General features: G+C 65.7%; 18 protein-coding genes and 1 pseudogene. 11 read left to right on the plus strand and 8 right to left on the minus strand.

Features of this window, described 5'->3' with window-relative positions; translation table 11 throughout:
• Positions 1–9: 9 nt before the first annotated feature.
• Positions 10–627 (minus strand): DUF2939 domain-containing protein, encoded by a 618-nt coding sequence (locus QTI04_RS10320; protein ID WP_286615493.1) that lies wholly within the window; start codon positions 625–627, stop codon positions 10–12.
• Positions 628–701: 74 nt separating this feature from the next.
• Entirely contained in the window at positions 702–3,182 is a 2,481-nt protein-coding gene (locus QTI04_RS10325; RefSeq protein WP_286615495.1) for a hypothetical protein, read from the minus strand.
• Positions 3,183–3,692: 510 nt separating this feature from the next.
• On the opposite strand from QTI04_RS10325, the gene QTI04_RS10330 reads away from it, so the two are divergent.
• Positions 3,693–4,211, plus strand: coding sequence for a BON domain-containing protein (locus tag QTI04_RS10330; protein WP_286615496.1), 519 nt, complete (start codon positions 3,693–3,695; stop codon positions 4,209–4,211).
• 9 nt (positions 4,212–4,220) lie between these two features.
• Here the strand turns inward: QTI04_RS10330 and dkgB are convergent, their stop codons facing one another.
• Positions 4,221–5,027: a 2,5-didehydrogluconate reductase DkgB gene (dkgB, locus tag QTI04_RS10335; RefSeq protein WP_286615497.1), complete on the minus strand. Its 807-nt coding sequence runs from the start codon at positions 5,025–5,027 to the stop codon at positions 4,221–4,223.
• Positions 5,024–6,223 carry an MFS transporter gene (locus tag QTI04_RS10340; RefSeq protein WP_286598698.1) on the minus strand — a complete coding sequence of 400 codons (1,200 nt, stop codon included), beginning with the start codon at positions 6,221–6,223 and terminating at the stop codon, positions 5,024–5,026. Before QTI04_RS10340 ends, dkgB begins: the two co-directional genes overlap by 4 nt.
• A gap of 116 nt (positions 6,224–6,339) precedes the next feature.
• On the opposite strand from QTI04_RS10340, the gene QTI04_RS10345 reads away from it, so the two are divergent.
• Positions 6,340–7,239: a LysR substrate-binding domain-containing protein gene (locus tag QTI04_RS10345; RefSeq protein WP_286615498.1), complete on the plus strand. Its 900-nt coding sequence runs from the start codon at positions 6,340–6,342 to the stop codon at positions 7,237–7,239.
• Between the two features lie 151 nt (positions 7,240–7,390).
• Positions 7,391–7,636: a DNA-directed RNA polymerase subunit alpha C-terminal domain-containing protein gene (locus QTI04_RS10350; RefSeq protein WP_286615500.1), complete on the plus strand. Its 246-nt coding sequence runs from the start codon at positions 7,391–7,393 to the stop codon at positions 7,634–7,636.
• A 24-nt stretch (positions 7,637–7,660) separates the two neighbouring features.
• Here the strand turns inward: QTI04_RS10350 and QTI04_RS10355 are convergent, their stop codons facing one another.
• Positions 7,661–7,858 (minus strand): hypothetical protein, encoded by a 198-nt coding sequence (locus QTI04_RS10355; RefSeq protein WP_286615502.1) that lies wholly within the window; start codon positions 7,856–7,858, stop codon positions 7,661–7,663.
• A 127-nt stretch (positions 7,859–7,985) separates the two neighbouring features.
• Between QTI04_RS10355 and QTI04_RS10360 the strand changes: the two genes are divergently transcribed.
• The 4 genes from QTI04_RS10360 to QTI04_RS10375 all read left to right on the plus strand — a co-directional run bounded on the left by QTI04_RS10360 (position 7,986) and on the right by QTI04_RS10375 (position 11,335).
• Positions 7,986–9,251, plus strand: a complete 1,266-nt coding sequence (locus QTI04_RS10360) for an NUDIX domain-containing protein (RefSeq protein ID WP_286615503.1) — start codon at positions 7,986–7,988, stop codon at positions 9,249–9,251.
• Positions 9,252–9,328: 77 nt separating this feature from the next.
• Positions 9,329–9,889: a peroxiredoxin gene (locus QTI04_RS10365; RefSeq protein WP_286615504.1), complete on the plus strand. Its 561-nt coding sequence runs from the start codon at positions 9,329–9,331 to the stop codon at positions 9,887–9,889.
• Positions 9,890–9,909: 20 nt separating this feature from the next.
• Positions 9,910–10,845 (plus strand): DUF5996 family protein, encoded by a 936-nt coding sequence (locus QTI04_RS10370; protein WP_286615506.1) that lies wholly within the window; start codon positions 9,910–9,912, stop codon positions 10,843–10,845.
• A 7-nt stretch (positions 10,846–10,852) separates the two neighbouring features.
• Complete coding sequence (locus tag QTI04_RS10375) at positions 10,853–11,335, plus strand: Crp/Fnr family transcriptional regulator (protein WP_286615508.1); 483 nt, start codon at positions 10,853–10,855, stop codon at positions 11,333–11,335.
• Positions 11,336–11,340: 5 nt separating this feature from the next.
• Here QTI04_RS10375 and QTI04_RS10380 read toward each other — a convergent pair whose 3' ends face one another.
• The gene (locus tag QTI04_RS10380; protein WP_286598689.1) at positions 11,341–12,090 is read right to left on the minus strand and encodes a metallophosphoesterase; all 750 of its coding nucleotides are present in this window, start codon (positions 12,088–12,090) and stop codon (positions 11,341–11,343) included.
• Positions 12,091–12,185: 95 nt separating this feature from the next.
• Between QTI04_RS10380 and QTI04_RS10385 the strand changes: the two genes are divergently transcribed.
• Complete coding sequence (locus QTI04_RS10385; RefSeq protein WP_286598688.1) at positions 12,186–12,359, plus strand: hypothetical protein; 174 nt, start codon at positions 12,186–12,188, stop codon at positions 12,357–12,359.
• 30 nt (positions 12,360–12,389) lie between these two features.
• Here QTI04_RS10385 and gdhA read toward each other — a convergent pair whose 3' ends face one another.
• Complete coding sequence (gene gdhA, locus QTI04_RS10390) at positions 12,390–13,733, minus strand: NADP-specific glutamate dehydrogenase (RefSeq protein ID WP_286615733.1); 1,344 nt, start codon at positions 13,731–13,733, stop codon at positions 12,390–12,392.
• 179 nt (positions 13,734–13,912) lie between these two features.
• Between gdhA and QTI04_RS10395 the strand changes: the two genes are divergently transcribed.
• Positions 13,913–14,878 (plus strand): AraC family transcriptional regulator, encoded by a 966-nt coding sequence (locus tag QTI04_RS10395; protein WP_286615510.1) that lies wholly within the window; start codon positions 13,913–13,915, stop codon positions 14,876–14,878.
• Between the two features lie 8 nt (positions 14,879–14,886).
• Positions 14,887–15,216, plus strand: a pseudogene (locus tag QTI04_RS34280) (cyclophilin-like fold protein); the annotation flags it as partial.
• A 34-nt stretch (positions 15,217–15,250) separates the two neighbouring features.
• Here QTI04_RS34280 and QTI04_RS10400 read toward each other — a convergent pair.
• Positions 15,251–16,906, minus strand: coding sequence for a phosphatidylserine/phosphatidylglycerophosphate/cardiolipin synthase family protein (locus QTI04_RS10400; protein ID WP_286615512.1), 1,656 nt, complete (start codon positions 16,904–16,906; stop codon positions 15,251–15,253).
• 150 nt (positions 16,907–17,056) lie between these two features.
• On the opposite strand from QTI04_RS10400, the gene QTI04_RS10405 reads away from it, so the two are divergent.
• Positions 17,057–17,701 (plus strand): Crp/Fnr family transcriptional regulator, encoded by a 645-nt coding sequence (locus tag QTI04_RS10405; RefSeq protein WP_286598684.1) that lies wholly within the window; start codon positions 17,057–17,059, stop codon positions 17,699–17,701.
• Positions 17,702–17,740 lie beyond the last annotated feature (39 nt).

Genomic DNA, 17,740 nt, shown 5'->3' on the forward strand with positions numbered 1-17,740 from the left:
CAGCACCTCCTACTTTCCAAAGGTCGATGCGGGCATGCGGAGTTCGGTGAGCTTCCAGTCGACGAATCCGCTTCGCTCGAAGACCAGTCCAAGGCGCTCTGAATTGGGCTCGTCTGGCTTTGCCGGATCCACGGCATAGGCGGTCATCCTGTTGGCGCCCTGGCGGTCGATGGCCCAACGGGCCTTCTTCTCAGGTGCCTGGGGGCTCGATGGCGGGGTGACTGTGCTGGCCAAGGGCGCTTCGCCCCCAGGCTGAGGTGCAGGCGCTGGAGCGGGAGCGGGCTTGGCCAAGTGCCCGTTCTTCATGGCCGCCATCACTGTCTCGGGGCGCACCATCGCATCCACCAGCTGGTTCACCAAGCCCAGTCCAATCAGGCTGCCCAGCGCGGCAAAAGGATTGCCGGAGTCCTGAGTGCCCAGCTTCCGTGTGACGAGGGCGGAGAACTGGCCCTTCAGGCTCTCGCGCACCTTGGGGTAGTCCACATGCGCGTTGAAGGTCTCGGCATCACCTTCCTGTGCTGCCGTCTGCAACTGACGCACAGCCAGAAATGGTGACCAGTACCAGTAGGCCGCAAGGCCTGCGAGGACGGCCAGGGCCGCCGCGAGAACAAGACGTCTGCTTTTCATGGCGAGATTCTGCGCGTGCAAAAAAACGGCCCGCTCGAGGCGGGCCGTTTGGATGGGCGCTTGCAGTGCGCGTGTCAGGGCACGTTGGTCGTCGTCATCTGGAACGGTTCTCCTGGAACGTCCATCGCGCCGGCGTACTCGATGTTGTACGTGACACCGCCCGCTGTGGTCGGCGTGACCGCGCAGCCATTGGGCCTCGGGCACGCGCCGCCGTCCGAGAAGATCACCGGTCCGTAGCGGTAGTTGCGCACCGCCTTGCCGGCGTAGTCGATCACGCTCGTCACGTAGCCGGCGTTGGCGAAGTTGTCCGCATCTTCCACGGCGATCGGGTCGACCAGGCGCGTGTCCTGCAGGGTCCGCACGATCGTGCCGCTGTTGCCGTTGCTCGCGAAGCGAACCCACGAGACCTTGCGGTCACCGCGCGAGGCCACCAGGATCTGCTGGTTCAGCGGCTCGATGCTGCTGTTGGTCGGCTCACCCTTGGAGGTGCCCAGCGAGGTCGGATTGCGGCCAATGCCCGTCACGGTGCCCACCTCGGCAATGGCGCTCGCCGACGGCGAAGCCGCCGTGCCGCCCGGCGCGTAGCCGTCGATGCTGTAGATGTGCAGCGTGCCGTCCTGCGTCGCGATCCAGGCGCGTTGCGGGCTGCCGAACACGGTGGTCTTCACCGCCGTGGGCTTGGCCGACAGCGACACCGTCTTGACCACCGTCGGCGTTTGCGACGGCGTGTTCGCGAAGGTATACGGCCATTGGCTGTCACCCTGTCCCAGGTTGCTCGTCTGCGTCACGTTGGCGCTGAAGTAGACGCCGTTGACGTGGTTGAAGAGCGGCTTGAGGTCGATGAACGCGGCCTTCTGCTCCGACTTGGAGATCACCACCGCCATGCCGCCCTTGGCGTAGCGGTTGGCGTTCACGCCCGAGCCGGTGAACTTGCTCCAGTTGCTCGACAGCGGCGTGTTGTCGTAGCCGATGAAGTCGGCGCCAACGAAGGTCTGGAATTGGTCCAGGCCGGTGGTAGCGGCGATTTCGGTCGGCGCATTCATGCCCGGAAGATCGATGTAGCCGAGGATCTTCATGAACGCGATGTTGCCCATGTTCGGCAGGCCGGGGTAGGTGGCCATCCACTCGTTCCACCACTTGTAGTAGGAGCGCGGGCTGCCGTTGCTGTACGGGTTGCAGCCGTCGCACAGGCCAGCCAGCGCGATCACCGCGACCTGGCCCTTCAGCGCCGTCGTGTCCCAGACCGTGACCAGCGCGAATTCGCTCTGAGTCGTCATCGCGATCGCGGTCGGCACCTTGTTGGCCGGCAGTTTCACCGAGGCCTGGTTGGCGGAGGTGTTGCTGCCCGCGGTGGCGATCACGCCGTTCTGGTAGGCCACCAGGCTCTCATTGCAGAAACCGGAGCGGCCCGTGCAGCGGCCCACGGCGATCGGCTCGCCGGTCGCCACGCCCGACGCCTTGAAGGCCATCGCGTTGATGCCGTCGATGCCGCCACCGGAGACGGCCGCGCGCGTCCAACCCAGCTGAGGCAGTTGCGCGAAGGTGTTGAACATGTAGCCCGACACCTGGAAGTCGGCCACCCCGATGCGTTGCGCGGGGTTGTCAGCCACGAAGACCATGTTGGCCTGGTTGGTCGAGTAGGCGCCCGCGCTCGAGGACGGCGGACCGCCGACCTGCCAGTAGAAGGGATGGCTCGGCGCCGGCGAACCGAGCTGCGTGCGGGCATCCCGCGCATACAAGGTCGGGCGGCCGCTGTTGCCGACGCCATAGGCGGCGGCGTTGGGGCCATAGCGGTACTCGATACCGGCTTCCTTGCTCAACTGGGCAGCCGTGTTGCGGTACGAGCTGGCGATCACGTTGAAGGAAGAGTCGACGACGTCTCCGACGATCGGTGCCGGTGCGGGAGCCGGGGCCGGAGCAGGTGCCGGTGCCGGAGCAGGAGCAGGAGCAGGTGCAGGTGCCGGTGCCGGAGCAGGAGCAGGAGCAGGTGCAGGTGCAGGTGCAGGTGCCGGTGCCGGTGCCGTCGTTGCCGCTTCGCAAACTCGGGGGGCGGGCACGCCCGGGTTGCCGAAGATGTCGACGTGGCACATGACCTGGCTGTTGGCCGGGATGCCACTGCTTTTCCAGTTGTTGCCGCTGCCGAAACGCACGTTCGTGTACTTGGGCACGGTGAAAATCTGACCCTCGACCGCCACGCGGACCCAGCCGGTCGGAGCCGGGGCCGGAGCGGGCGCAGGTGCCGGCGCCGGGGCCGGGGCCGGGGCCGGGGCGGGCGCAGGTGCCGGGGCCGGAGCGTCGGCAGTCCCTGTCACGCAGACCCGGGGGGCAGGCACGCCCGGGTTGCCGAAGATGTCGACGTGACACATGACCGCCATGTTGGGCGGGATGCCACTGCTTGTCCAATTGTTGCCACTGCCGAAGCGCACATCCGTGTACACCGGCACGGTGAAGATCTCGCCTTCCTTGGCAAGCTGGGTCACCTTCTCGGACTTGCCCGCGGATTTTGTCGTGGCGGCGGCAGCTCCGCCGGAATCGGCAACCAGGGTGCCATTCACGGCGGAACTGGAATCAGCGACGGTCGCAGCGCTCGCGCTCATCCCAGCGGCGCCCAAGCCGCTGTCATTGCCGCTCCCACCCCCACAACCCGCCAACGTCCCTGCTGCAATAAGAAGCAGTAGAGAGCTTTTATCTATGGATTTCAAACAAAAAACCTCAAGTTTTTAAAAGATGAGGGTTTGTACGTGGGATGGTTCCTACGCAGCAAGCGTTCTTTCAAATCCTTTCTTAATGTGTATTAGTTCTCAAGGGGGCTGTTACATCGGTTGTAGACGGTGACGACTATTTGGCGTACTTCTTTCCTAATTGAAAGATTTGCATGTAACAGTCGGCAACATAATTCCAATTGCTTCCATCACGCGAGATGCGGCTGAAGGTTCGGTCTGCGCCCCTGCATGGCGCGCCCGACTGGGGGCGCGCAGTGCCATTCGCCTACATGGGTTTGCGGCGCAGCCAGCACCCTGGAAGCGGTGCAACGGCCTAAGGTCTTCGGCGAAAGGAGATGCCGAATGACGAATCCGAACCGGACGTTCGAAGGGATGCGCGGTCGATCCGCTCTGCTGCTGGCGACCTGCGCCTTGGCCTTGGCCGCATGCACCGATCGCGCTGGCAATGAATCCGCAAGCGGGCAACTGGACTCTGCGGCCGACAAGACCGAGCAGGCGACCGTTGCCGCCGCGCGAAAGGCCGCCGAACTGGCGGAAGTCGCGCGAGACAAGACCAAGGCCTACGTCACTTCGCCCGAAGTGAAGGAGGATGCGGCGGCCGTCAAGAACGCCCTGAAGAACTTGGGCACGGCGGCGGTATCCACGACGGACGATGCGGCGATCACGCTGTCGGTATCGTCCGCCCTCGCCAAGGACCCGGAATTGAGTGCCACGCGCATCGATGTCGAGACGAAGGCTGGCACGGTGCGGCTGGCCGGGCCTGCCCCCAATGCGGCCGCCAAGGCGCGAGCCGGCGACATCGCCAAGGCCGTGAACGGCGTGGCCACGGTCGACAACCAACTGGTCGTAAGTCCCGGCTGAGCGGCGCCGTCAGTCCCAGGTGGGAGCCAGGCCTTCGGGGCTGGTGAGGCGGCTGTTACGGTCCAGAGCGGCCATCCGCGCCATTTCGTCGTCGGAAAGGCGGAGTTGCCGCGCTTTCATGTTGCTTTCCAGGTGGGCCCGCCGGGTCGATGACGGGATCACCGCATAACCGAGCTGCATCGCCCACGCCAGGGTGACTTGAGCGGGTGTCGCCTGGTGCGCCTCTGCGATGGCCTGGATCACCGGGTCCTTCAGCACCGAACCGTAGCCCAGCGTCATGTAAGAGGTGATCGAGATCCCATGACTGTGCGCGAAGTCGGCGACCTTGCGGTTCTGCAAATAGGGGTGCAATTCGACCTGATTGGTCGCGATCTCCGCTGCACCGACGGCAGCGATTGCCTGGCGCATCAGGTCGACGGTGAAGTTCGAGACCCCGATCTGCTTCGTGAGTCCTTGCGTTTTGGCTTCCGCCAGCGCGCCCATGAACTCGGCGACCGGCACGGCGTTGCCGGGCGAAGGCCAGTGGATCAGCGTCAGGTCCGCATGGTCGGTGCGCAGCTTGGCCAAGCTGTCCTTCAGGCTGAGGATGAGCCGGTCCTTGGCGTAGTTGGCCGTCCAGATCTTGGTCGTGAGAAACAGCGCATCGCGCGCCACGCCGCTTTCGGAAATGGCTTGGCCCACGTCCGCCTCGTTGTCGTAGATCTGCGCGGTATCGACCAGGCGGTAGCCGAGATCGAGTGCGTTCTTGACGGAGTCGATGACAGTCTGGCCCTGGAGACGGAAGGTGCCGAGGCCGAATGGAGGAATGCTGCTCATGAGGAAGTCCTTGGTTGGTTGAAATCGATGGAAGGCGAGGAGATGCGGTCCAGACGGCCGCTCCATGCCGTGAGTGCGAGTGCTGCCAGCACTACCAGCGCGCCGATCCAGGCGGTATGGATCAGGCCAAGGTGCGTGACCACGAGGCCGCCGGCCCAGGCCGCGCCGGCGATGCCGAGGTTGAAGGCCGCGATGTTGAGGCCCGAGGCGACGTCGATCGCATCCGGCGTGTACCGCTCGGCCTGTTGCACCACGTAGACCTGCAGGCCGGGCACGTTGCCGAAGGCGACGGCGCCCCAGAGCAGCACGGTGGCCAGCGCGAGCCACTTGTGCGGTGCGGCGATGCTGAGCATCAGCAGCACCGCCGCCAGCAGCGCGAAGATGATCTTCAGCGCGGGGATGGGTCCGAGCTTGTCGGCCAGCTTGCCACCCCAGATGTTGCCGGCCGCAACCGAGAGCCCGTAGACCAGCATGACCCCGCCGACCGCGCCGGCGCTGAAACCCGAGACCTCCTGGAGGATTGGTGCGAGGAACGTGAACGGAATGAACGAGCCGCCATAGCCGATGGCCGTCTTGGCGTAGACCATCAGGAGGCGCGGCTCGGCCAGTACCCTGAACTGCTGCGCCAGCGAAGCCGGTGGCGTGTGACGGATGTTGTTCGGCACGAAGAAGGCACTTCCCACGAAGGCGACCAGCCCCAGGCCCGACACGGCGAGGAAAGTCTCACGCCAGCCGAAGTGCTGGCCGATGAATGTGCCCAGCGGCACGCCGGTGACCAGCGCCACCGTCAAGCCGGTGAACATGATCGCGATGGCGCTCGCGGCCTTCTCCTTGGGCACCAGGCCGGTGGCGATGGTCGAGCCGATCGAGAAGAACACACCGTGTGCCAGGCCGGTCAGGACGCGCGCGGCGATCAGTGATTCGTAGCCCGGCGACTTCCATGCAAGCAGGTTGCCGAGTGTGAACAGCGCCATCAGGCCCAGCAGCAATGCCTTGCGCGGCAGCCGACCGGTGAGGGCGGTGAGCACGGGCGCGCCGACCGCGACGCCAAGCGCATAGAGGCTGACCAGCAGGCCGGCCGACGGAAGACCGATCTGCAGGTCCGCCGCGATGGTGGGAATCAGGCCAACGATGACGAACTCCGTCGTTCCGATGGCGAATGCGCTGATCGTCAGCGCAAGCAGGGCAATGGGCATGAAGGCACTCCTTGTGAGAGGCAGGAGTGTGAGGCTGCGTCCTTTGCAGAAAAACGGTCTTCTGATCAGAATATATTTGACTTGAAATCAACAATCCGACCTGAGTAAGGAAGTTCATGAAGACCACCGTCGATGAGTTGCAGGCGTTCACTGCCGTGGTCGACGGCGGCTCGATCACCGCCGCCGCCGAGCATTTGGGTCAGACCGTCTCGGGCATCAGCCGTGCGCTCGGACGCCTCGAACGCAAGCTCGACACCACCCTCCTGCGCCGGACCACGCGCCGGCTAGAACTGACCGAGGAGGGACGCGCCTTCCTGGCGCACGCCCGCGCCATCCTCGCCTCGATCGACGAGGCCGAAGAGCAGATGGCTGCGCGCCGGCAGAAGCCGGCGGGGCGGCTGCGCGTGAATGCGGCGTCGCCTTTCATGCTGCATGCCATCGTGCCGCTGGTGGCGGAGTTCAGGCAGGCGTTTCCACAGATCGACCTGGAACTCGATACCGACGACCTCAACATCGACCTGCTCGAGCGTCGGACCGATATCGCGATCCGCATCGGCGAGCTGCGGGATTCGACGCTGCATGCGCGCCCGATCGCGACCAGCCGGCTGCGCGTGCTGGCGAGCCCGGGCTATCTGGCGGCGCAGGGGCGTCCTAAGAGCGTGGCGAGCCTGGCCCGCCACACCTTGCTCGGGTTTACGCAGCCGGAGTCGCTCAATCGCTGGCCGTTGCGTGGTGGGCACGGCGACGAGTGGCCCATCACGCCGGCGCTCACGGCGTCGAGCGGCGAGACGCTGCGGCAACTGGCTTTGGAGGGCGTCGGTATCGTCTGCCTCGCCGGCTACATGACGGCCGCCGACACGGTGCGTGGCGACCTCGTGCAGGTGCTGGCGCGTGACACGGTGGAAGTGCGCCAGCCGATCAGCGCGGTCTACTACCGCAACACGCAACTATCGGCGCGGATCACATGCTTCCTGGATTTCATCGGGGCAAGGCTCGGTCTGGAAAACCCTGCATAAAACTTATGCAGATGTAGAAAACTTGGGCAAGCGCACTGTTTCGATTTCAGGCGAATTTGGCGAATTCTCCAATGAAACGCCCATGTTTCATGCCTCTCGCGCGATGGCACGAACTGTGCAAGTTCCAGCCATCGTTTTCAGGAGTCACACCATGGATCATCGTCCCGCCACCGTCATCGCCCGATCTGCCGCCGACCCGGTCCTGGACGCTGACATCGCCGTCCTGAAGCTGTCGCTTCGCACCACCAACGTCCTGCGCGTGAATCAGCTGCACACGGTGCGGGACGTGACCCGCGTTCCCGCCAGGAAGCTCTTCGCACTCTCGCGGCTGGGCCGCAACTCGCTGCGGGAGATCGTCGAGAGCGTCAACCAGAAGGGCTTGCGTCTCGCGGACTGAGGGCCGGGCCAGCGGGGCGCGCGCTCAGCGGCCCTGGTTCAGGCGCTGGAGTCCTTGTTCGGTCAGGAACTTGTAGCCATGTCGGTCCGACGCGACCAGCCCGTTCGACCTCAGCCGCTCGGAGATCTTGATCGAATCGGTCGGGCAGCCCCGGGCATGGGCCTCACGCAGGGCCTCGAGCGTTTTCCACTGTTCTTCGTTGAGCTGAATCTTCTTGACCACGACACCTCCGTCGACGAGAAGAGTGTGAGGCAACCGACATTCGCTGGCCTCCCCAAAACTGACGAGGCGATGGCGTCGTGACCGCGACGGGTTGCACGGGCGCTTGCTGGTAAAACATGCGGCGCTCATGACAACGCCTACCCCATCCCCACCGACCGCCCCGACGCGCCCTGTGCGCGTCGCCGCCACCCTGATCGTCCTGCGCGATGGCGCCTCCGGCATGGAGGTGCTGATGCTGCGGCGGGCCGAGAAAGAGGCCGACCAGAACAGCGGCGCCAGCGTCTTCCCCGGCGGCACGCTCGATGCGCAGGACCGCGCGCTACACGCGCTTTGCAATGGCATGGACGATACGGCGGCCTCCTTGCGGCTGGGCATCCCCGAGAACGGCCTGGACTACTACGCCGCAGCCGTGCGCGAGTGCTTTGAAGAGGCCGGATTGCTCTTCGCCGGCGATGCGGATGGCCGGCTGGTGGAACTCGATGAGATGGCGCCTCAGGAACTCATCGCACTGCGCCTGGCGGTGGAAGAGGGTGCCGATGCGCTGCGCAAACTGTGCGCCGAGCGCGGTTGGCGGCTTGCGGTCGACCGGCTGGCCTATTTCAGCCACTGGCTCACGCCGCTCGGCATGCCGCGTCGATTCGACACCCGTTTCTTCGTGGCGCTGGCACCGCGGCGGCAGAGCGCCCGACCGGACGGGCGCGAAACGGTCGAGCACATGTGGCTGCGTCCTGCCGACGCGGTCGATCCCGCGCGCGGGCTCAAACTGATGAATGTCCAGCGGCGGATTCTTCTGCAACTCGCGAATTTCGACACCGCCGAAGCGTGCATGGAATACGCGCGCGGCGCGCGGGACATCCCGCTGATCATGCCGCGCATTGCGGACGGGCCGGGTGGTCGCAGGCCGGTGAATCCGGGCGAGCCCGCCTATGACGAGTTGTCTCGCATCGATCCCGAAGGTCTGGGGCATGGCCGGTATGAGCTCGCCGCGGGGCTGGCGATGCAGTTGTCGCCGCGCGTGCTGCGGGTGACGGCCTTGTGCGGAGATGCGCTGGTCAACAGTTACTTTGTTGGCGGGGACCGCAACGAGTGGGCATTGATCGATGGCGGGCAGGGCGATGTGGCCCACGAGGCCACGTTGCGGGCATCCGCCCCTGGGCCGGTGCGATGGAATTTGGCGCTGCACGGTGCGCCGCTGCCGCATGGACACCGCATCGATCTCGGTGGCTGCACCTTGCGTGTGCTGCGCCAGCCGGGCCAGGGGGAGTGGCTTGCGTGCTTCCTGCTGGAGGAAGAAAGGACGCTTTTCACCGGCAGTGGTGATCCGTCCTCCGGACTCGATGCCGATGAGTTCGAGTGGCTGGCGCCCGCCAACGGCTTCCTTCGTCGCTATTGATAGCAGACGGGAGCAGATACTCCCTTTCGATCTCCTCGGAATAACATGCGACCTGTCCACCCACCGGGAACGAAGACATGAAGTCATTGGCAGGAAGAGCAGTTGCTTCGGCGTTCATGGTGCTTGCTTTCGGCGTCGTCGCCCCCGCCAAGGCTGCACTCGATGTCGGCCAGCCTGCCCCGGCATTCAGCGCACCCGCCGCGCTTGGCGGCAAGCCCTTCACTTACTCGCTGTCGGCGGCGTTGGCCAAAGGGCCGGTCGTCGTCTATTTCTTCCCCGCGGCCTTCACTGTGGGCTGCTCCCTCGAGGCGCATGCTTTCGCCGAGGCGATCGACAAGTTCGCCGCGCTGGGCACCACGGTGATCGGCGTGTCGACCGATGACATCGAGACGCTGACCAAGTTCTCCAATCAGGCCTGCCAGGGCAAGTTCCCGGTCGCCTCCGACGCCACCAAGTCCATCAGCCAGTCTTTCGACGCGCTGATGCAGACGCGCCCGGACTACGCCAACCGCATCTCCTATGTGATCGCGCCCAATGGAACGGTCGCCGCCCACTACCAGAACCTCAACCCGGACAAGCATGTCGAGAAGATGCTCGCAGCGGTGAAGGAACTGCCGCAGAACCGCGACAAGAAGTAGACGCTGAAAGGCCCGATGCCATGAACGCAGCGCAGACATCCCCGGCCTGGCCCGCGCTATCGCTCTCCGAGTGGCGCGATACCTACGCCACGCTGCACATGTGGACGCAGATCGTCGGCAAGACGCGCCTGGCGCTCGCGCCGATGGAGAACCACTGGTGGCAGGTCGCTTTCTATGTCACGCCGCGCGGGCTGACGACCTCGGCCATGCCGTGCGGCGATCGAACCCTCTCGGTCGAGTTCGATTTCATCTCGCATGCATTGGCGTTGAAATGCAGCGACGGCGCGGAGCGCGGCTTTGCCCTGGCGCCCATGTCCGTCGCCGACTGGTTTGCCCAATACCAGTCGGCACTGCGGGCGCTCGGCGTCGAGCCGAAGCTCATGGCCTCGCCGGTGGAGGTCGAGACCGCCGTTCCCTTCGCCGACGACCGGACCCACGCATCCTACGACCCGGATGCGGCGCACCGGTGGTGGCGCATCGTCGCGCAGGCCGATCGCGTGCTGAAGCGCTTCCGGGGGCGCTTCGGCGGCAAGCAGAGTCCGGCGCACTTCTTCTGGGGCGCCTTCGACCTGGCGGCCACGCGCTTCTCCGGCCGGCCGGCGCCGCGTCATCCGGGTGGCGTTCCGAACTGTCCGGACCACGTCATGGTCGAGGCCTATTCGCATGAGTGCGCGAGTTGCGGGTTCTGGCCCGGCGGAGGTCCTGTTGCGGAAGCTTCGTTCTATGCCTATGCGTATCCGGAGCCGCCGGGCTATGCCAGCCATGCGGTCCTTCCCGCGGGTGCGCGCTACGACACGCAGATGCGCGAGTTCATCCTGCCCTACGAGGCCGTCCGTCTGGCTGCGGACCCGGACGCCGCGCTCCTGGCGTTCCTTCAATCGACTTACGACGCGGCTGCGGATCTGGGGCGATGGGACAGGGCGGTGCTCGATCGGCTATCGTCGCTCTGGCCTTGAGGTCGATATGGACGAACTGCTGCAACGCACTGCAGGCCTGCCTGAAATCACATTGGCAGTCGGGGACACGCTCGTGCGCGAGGGCGAGTCCGGCGACGGTCTGTGGATTCTCGTGTCGGGAACGCTGCACATCAGCAAGGCAGGCATGGCGATCACGTCGATCAGCCGGCCGGGCGCGGCGATCGGCGAGATCTCGCTGCTGTTGAATTCGCCGTACACGGCCACGGTCGTCGCGGGTGCACCGAGCATCCTCCGCCATGCCGCCGATGGTCGCGCCTTGCTGGTCAGCGAGCCGGCCATCACCCGGTTGATCGCCGCAGGTTTGGCAGAGCGCCTGGATTTCGCCACGACCTATCTCGTCGACCTGAAGCACCAGTACGGCGATGCGCCCGGCCTGGCGATGGTCTCCGAAGTGCTTGATCAACTGACGCACCGTCAGGGCCCGGCTGCGCGCCCCGGCTCGGTGCGAGAGCCAAACCCCGACTACTGAGCGCCTCAGAAAACCGATCGCGCGGGCGCCTGTTCGGCGCCGAGTTCCAGCGCTTCCTCGCCCATCATCGAGCGCCATGACGCGGTGTCCGCTGCCAGGTCGATCACGATGTGCGCGGGCACCGGCCCGATCTGCCTGCCGGCATTGAACACCCAGGTGGGACCGATGCGGTCGGCCCAGGCACCCGCCCGCTTGAATGGCGGCTCGTGGACATGGCCGGTCAGCACGAGTTCGGGTTGGTAGCGTGCAATCCACTCGGCCACATCGGCGTCGCCATAGTGGCGCTTGCCGGTCCAGCAGGTGGGCGAGCCCAGCGGAGGCCAGTGATAGATCCAGACCCAGCGGGCCGGTCGCTTCTGTGCCTCCACGGCCAGTTGCTCTTCGAGGGCGGCCCGGCCCGCCGGCCCGTCCCACCAGGGGCAGATCGTGATCAGAGTGTCGCCGATCGCCAACGAATCGCCGTCCGTGAAGACGCCGTCGCGGCGGCTTTCCGGCAGCCATAGCGCCGCCCGTTCACCATGCCGGTCCGGTCCAGTCAGGTCGTGATTGCCCGAGGCCAGCACGAGCGAATGACCCGGGTTCATCAGCGAAAAGTAGCGCAGCAGGACGACCGACTGCGCGTCGAGCGAAACCGGCGAACTCACGTCCAGGTGATCGCCCGCCAGCACCACCAGATCGAAGGATGGCGCGACCCGGACCACCCAATCGAGCTGGGGCAGCGTGTAGTGCAGGTCGGAAATGAGGAGGATGCGCACGGCAGGAGCTGCAGCGACGGACCTCGCATTGTGGGGTGGCGGAGTGCCGCGCGACGTTCTTTTCGCGCAGCGGGCCTTCCGGGTAGCATCGACGGATGCCTGAATTCACGCTCCAGACTGCCGCAATCACAACGTGCATCGCGGCAGGCGTCATGACGGTGGGCTTTGCCGCGCGAGCGACGCGTTGGGGCACGCCGCTCATGATGGCCGGCATTCTGGGTCTGCTGGCGATCATCGGGTACGGCATCGTGGACCTGGTCACCATCTGAGCATCCACGACCGGCCCCCGGGGCCAGCGATCAGATGACCCCTTGCGCGAGCATCGCGTCGGCCACCTTCACGAATCCGGCGACGTTGGCCCCATTCACGTAGCTGACCGTGCCGTCCTCGCGCCGGCCATGCTGGAGGCAGGCCTCGTGGATGCTGCGCATGATGCCGTGCAGCCGCGTGTCCACTTCCTCGCGCGGCCACGAAATCCGCATGGCGTTCTGGCTCATTTCGAGGCCCGAGGTCGCGACGCCGCCGGCGTTGCTGGCCTTGCCGGGCGCGAACAGGACGCCGCTGCCTTCGAAGGTGCGGATCGCGTCCATGGTGGACGGCATGTTCGCGCCCTCCGCGACGCAGCGCACGCCGTTGCGGACCAGCGTGGCGGCATCCTTGCCGTCGAGTTCGTTCTGCGTGGCGCAGGGCAGGGCGACGTCGACCGGTATGTGCCACGGACGCTCGCCGGCATGGAACTCGGCGCCGACGCGACGGGCATAGTCGTCGACGCGCCCGTACAGATGGTTCTTCACTTCCATCAATTGCGCCAGCTTGTCCTGCGTGAAACCCGCTTCGTCGTAGACCGTGCCGCTCGAGTCGGACACCGTCACCACCCGGGCGCCGAGCGCCATGGCCTTCTCGACCGCGAACTGCGCCACGTTGCCCGAGCCCGAGACGCTGACGCGCAGCCCTTCGAGGGTCTGGCCCTTTTGCCTGAGCATCTCTTCGGTGAAGTAAACGGTGCCATAGCCCGTGGCTTCGGGCCGCATCAACGAACCGCCATAGCTCAGTCCCTTGCCGGTGAAGACGCAGTCGGCGCTGTTGCCGAGCTTTTTCATCATGCCGGCCATGAAGCCGATTTCGCGCGCGCCGACGCCGATGTCACCGGCCGGAACATCCCGGTCGGCGCCGACGTGACGGAACAGCTCGCTCACGAAGGCCTGGCAGAAGCGCATGACCTCGCCAGGGCTGCGCCCCTTTGGATCGAAGTCGGAGCCGCCTTTGCCGCCGCCCATGGGCAGCGTCGTCAGCGCATTCTTGAAAGTCTGCTCGAAGGCGAGAAACTTCAGGATCGACAGATTGACCGAGGGATGGAAGCGCAGCCCGCCCTTGTAGGGGCCGATGGCCGAGCTGTGCTGGATGCGGTAGCCGCGGTTGACCTGCACCTCGCCGTGATCATCCACCCAGGAGACGCGAAACATGATGACCCGCTCCGGTTCGATCAGGCGATCCAGCAGTCCGTGTTCTGCATACTTGGGATGCCGCTGAATGTGCGGCCACAGGCTTTCCGTTACCTCGGCAATGGCTTGCAGAAACTCGGGCTGGCCGGGATTGCGCGCGGCGGCGCCGTGCATGAACTCTTCGGACGACTTGTACTTCATAGCTGGGGGATCGTGTGGACGGGGACAGGCCGCAGATCTTATCGAGGTCGACAAGCCCCACTGTCGAGCGCAGGGTATGGACGGCGTCCCTTGCAGGATCGTTGAAGATGTTTGCACGATCCTCCGGTTGACTCGCGGGAGTCGAGACAAGCGGCGGCGAGATGCCTAAGCTCCGCTCCATGCTGACATCCACCTCCAATGCACTGCGCGGCGATCGCCCCGTCGATCAACTGCAGACCACCGTCATGAGAGCCGAGCTTGCCGCGATGATCGACCGGATCACCGTCACCGATGGCGCGCGCGAGACGGCGGTTCCGCGCCTGACTCTGGCCCGGGCTTCGCACATGCAGCACCCGGTCCACGCGATCCACGAGCCGGCCTTCTGCGTGCTGGCGCAAGGCAGCAAGCGGGTGCTTCTTGGCGACGAGGTCTACATCTACGACAGCAGCCAATACCTGGTGGTGTCGCAGAACCTGCCCGTGTCGGGCCAGGTGATCGATGCGTCGCCGGAGGCGCCGTACCTGGGCCTGCGGTTGAGTTTCGACGTCAAGGACATCGCGGCCCTCGCGCTCGACCTCCAGCTTGGCGAGACTCTCCCGATGCGGGCATCGCAGCGGGGCATCTTCACCGGTGAACTGTCCACTACGCTGCTCGATCCCGTACTGAGACTGGTCAGGCTGCTGGACTCGCCCGAGGACGTGCCGGCCCTGGCCCCGCTGATCACCCGCGAGATCCTGTACCGCCTGCTGAAGTCGGCCGATGGCTGGCGGCTCGCCCAGATGGCCGTGGTGGACAGCCACAGCCAGCGCATCGCCCAGGCCATCAGCGTGCTGTCGATGCGATTCCAGGAGCCGCTTCGTGTCGAAGACCTGGCGGATGAAGTCCACATGAGCGTGTCGTCGCTGCATCAGCACTTCAAGGCCGTCACCGCGATGAGCCCGTTGCAGTTCCAGAAGCAACTGCGCCTGCAGGAGTCGCGGCGCATCATGATCAGCGAACACGTGGACGCCGCCACCGCCGGCCACCGCGTCGGCTACGAGAGCCAGTCACAGTTCAATCGCGAATACAGCCGCTTCTTCGGCCTGCCTCCCGCACGCGACGTCAAACGCCTGCGCGAGCTTCAACTGGGCCGAACGAGCACCTGAGGTCCCTCATGAAGATCCATCTCAAACTGAACGGCCGGGTGTTTCCGGCAACCCTCCAGGACAACGCCACTGCGCATGAATTCATTGCCATGCTGCCGCTGACGATCACGATGCACGATCTATTCAGGCGAGAGAAGTTCGGCCCGCTCCCCGGCGCGATTTCGGGCCGGGGCACGCACACCCGGTCCTACGAGGTCGGCGACCTGATCTGCTGGGCGCCTGGCCCCGACTTGACGATCTTCCATCGCCATGACGGCCAGACGATCAGCGGCGCGTGCCATCTTCTCGGCAAGCTCGATTTCGGGGCGGAGGAATTTGGCGTGCCCGGCCCGATCGAGGTGAGCATCGAAGTTCCGGCGCCCCGGATCCGGATCAAAGAAGATCTTCGTCGACCAGGGTCGCCAGCACCGAAAGCCGCAGCCGCCGTCCCCAGGTTGAGTCCGGTTCGCCGGCGTACACCACCGGGTTCCGGCCGTTCTGTTCGACCCACTGAAGGCGTTGGCTGTCATCCGTGTAGCGGACCTGGTAGCTCTGCGGCATCCGCTCGGTGCGCAGGAGCGTCGTGACCTGGGCGGCCAGCGCCGGGCTGTCGATGATCAGGCTCATCTCGGTGTTGGAGTGCGCCGAGCGGCGATCCATGTTCATTGATCCGATGGAGAGCCAGCGTTGGTCCACCACTGCGAGCTTGGCATGCAGGCGACCGAGCGAGCCGTGCGGGCCATCGGCGATGGACGCCCGTTCGTCGTCGTCGTCATCGGGCATCAACTCGTAGAGCGCGACGCGCATCTTCAGCAGCGCGACGCGGTAGCGCGCGTAGCCGAAATGTGCCAGCGGCTCGTCCGTCGTCGCGAGCGAATTGGTCATGACAGACACGCTCACGGCGCTATCAGCGGCCTGCTGGAGCACTTCCATCGTGCGGCGGCCAGGGATGAAATAGGGCGACGCCAGGAGCACTTCCGAGCGCGCCGACTGCAGCAGGTCCAGGTTGCCGTCCATGACCACGCCGTCCGTCAGCGATCCGTTGCCCGCATCGACCTTGCGCGGCGCATCGGCCACCACCCGCACTGCCGCCATGTGCAGGTCCACGCGGCCGCCGGCCAGTTGCGTGGCGACGCTGCTCTGGTCCAGCGAGTCGCGCGCCCTGATCGGCATCGCCACCACGCCGGCGTCCCGGACGGACTGCTCGAAACGGCGCCGCGCGGCCGCCACGTCGGCGGCTGGCGCGCCAAGGTTCTCGATGGGGTAGGCGTGCTGGCTGTTCCAGTAGGCGTCGAACACCGCCGCCATCTCCGGCACGACCCGGCCCGTGGAGAGCATGTCCATGTCGATGAAGTTGGCCGGTTCGCTGCGGCCGAAGTATTCGTCGCCGATGTTGCGGCCGCCGCTGATGGCAAAGGCGTTGTCCACGATGAACAGCTTGTTGTGCATGCGGCGGTTGATGCGCGAGAACTCGTGCATCGAGAGAAGCACGCGCGAGCGGACGCTTCCGTTGCGCACGGGCAGCGGATTGAACATGCGCACTTCGACGTTGGGCTGCGCGGCGAGGCCGGCCAGCAGCGCGTCCTCGCCGGTGGCGTGCAGGTCGTCGAGCAGGATGCGAACGCGCACGCCGCGGGCGGCTGCATCGCTCAGCTCTCGAAGGAACTGCCGGCCCGACGTGTCGTCGGCAATCTGGTAGTACTGCGCGTCGATCGACTTCTCGGCGGCACGGGCGAGGGCGATGCGCGCCTCGAAGGCCTGGTCGCCTGCCGGCAGCAGACGCATGCCCGAGAGTTGCGGCTCATCGGCGGGCATCGATGCCGCCGCCACGGAGGCAAGTCGGGTCGCGGACACGTCGGTGATCGTCTGGGAGGCGGGCCGGGGGACGTTGTCCGGCAGGCTGGCGCAACCCGTCAGCATGCCCAGCAGCACTACCGCGAAGACAAGGAGGGCCACGCCTGCGCGGGCCTGGGCCAGGCCGATCTCCATCAGGCGCATGCCGATGCTGTGGGCGATCAGCATGGGCCAGCGTTTGAGGGTGGTCTTCATGGCAGGCTCGACGGGGCGAAGGTGTGAGATCGGTTCTTCCCTGGTTGTAGGACGGAATCTATGCAAAGCCCGCCGTTTCCGCGAGGAAACAGTGCGCAGCGCGGATGTGACATGGGTCACATCCCCTCCGCGTCGTCCCATAATTGTTCGATGAGCTCCCCCGTCGAAGGCCCCGACGACCGCCTGCCGCAGTCCCTGCTCGACGCCATCGCGCCGCACGGGCACACGCGCTCGTTCCCGGCGCACGCGATCCTCATCAATGAGGGGGATACGACCGATTCGCTCTATATCGTTCTCAGCGGGCGGGTGAAGGTCTACGCGAGTTCGGACGACGGCCGCGAACTGGTGCTTACCGAGTACGGTCCCGGCGGCTATTTCGGCGAGCTTTCCATCGATGGCGAAAGGCGCTCGGCATCGATCAAGGCGATCGAGCCGTGCATCTGCCGGGTGGTTCAGGGTTCGGAGCTGCGGCAGTTCCTCGCGGACAACCCCGACTTCGCATTCCACCTGACCCGCAAGCTGATCCGGATGGTGAGGCGCCTGACCGAGCAGGTGCGCAGCATCGCGCTGCAGGACGTCTACGGCCGCATGGTGCGCGTGCTGACGGAACTGTCCGAACCGGTCGGCGACGAACGCGTGCTGCGCCACAAGCTGACGCAGAAGGACATTGCCGACCGCGTCGGCTCGTCACGCGAGATGGTGAACCGGGTGATGAAGGAACTCACCGCCGGTGGCTATGTCGGGCAGCGCGACGGGCGGATGGTGATTCTGAAGAAGCTGCCGGCGTCGTGGTAGGCGGGCCTTTGTCGACGCCGGCAGCACGCCGGATGCGTG

The sequence above is a fragment of the Variovorax sp. J22R115 genome (assembly GCF_030317005.1).
In the GTDB taxonomy this organism is placed as follows: Bacteria; Pseudomonadota; Gammaproteobacteria; order Burkholderiales; family Burkholderiaceae_C; genus Variovorax.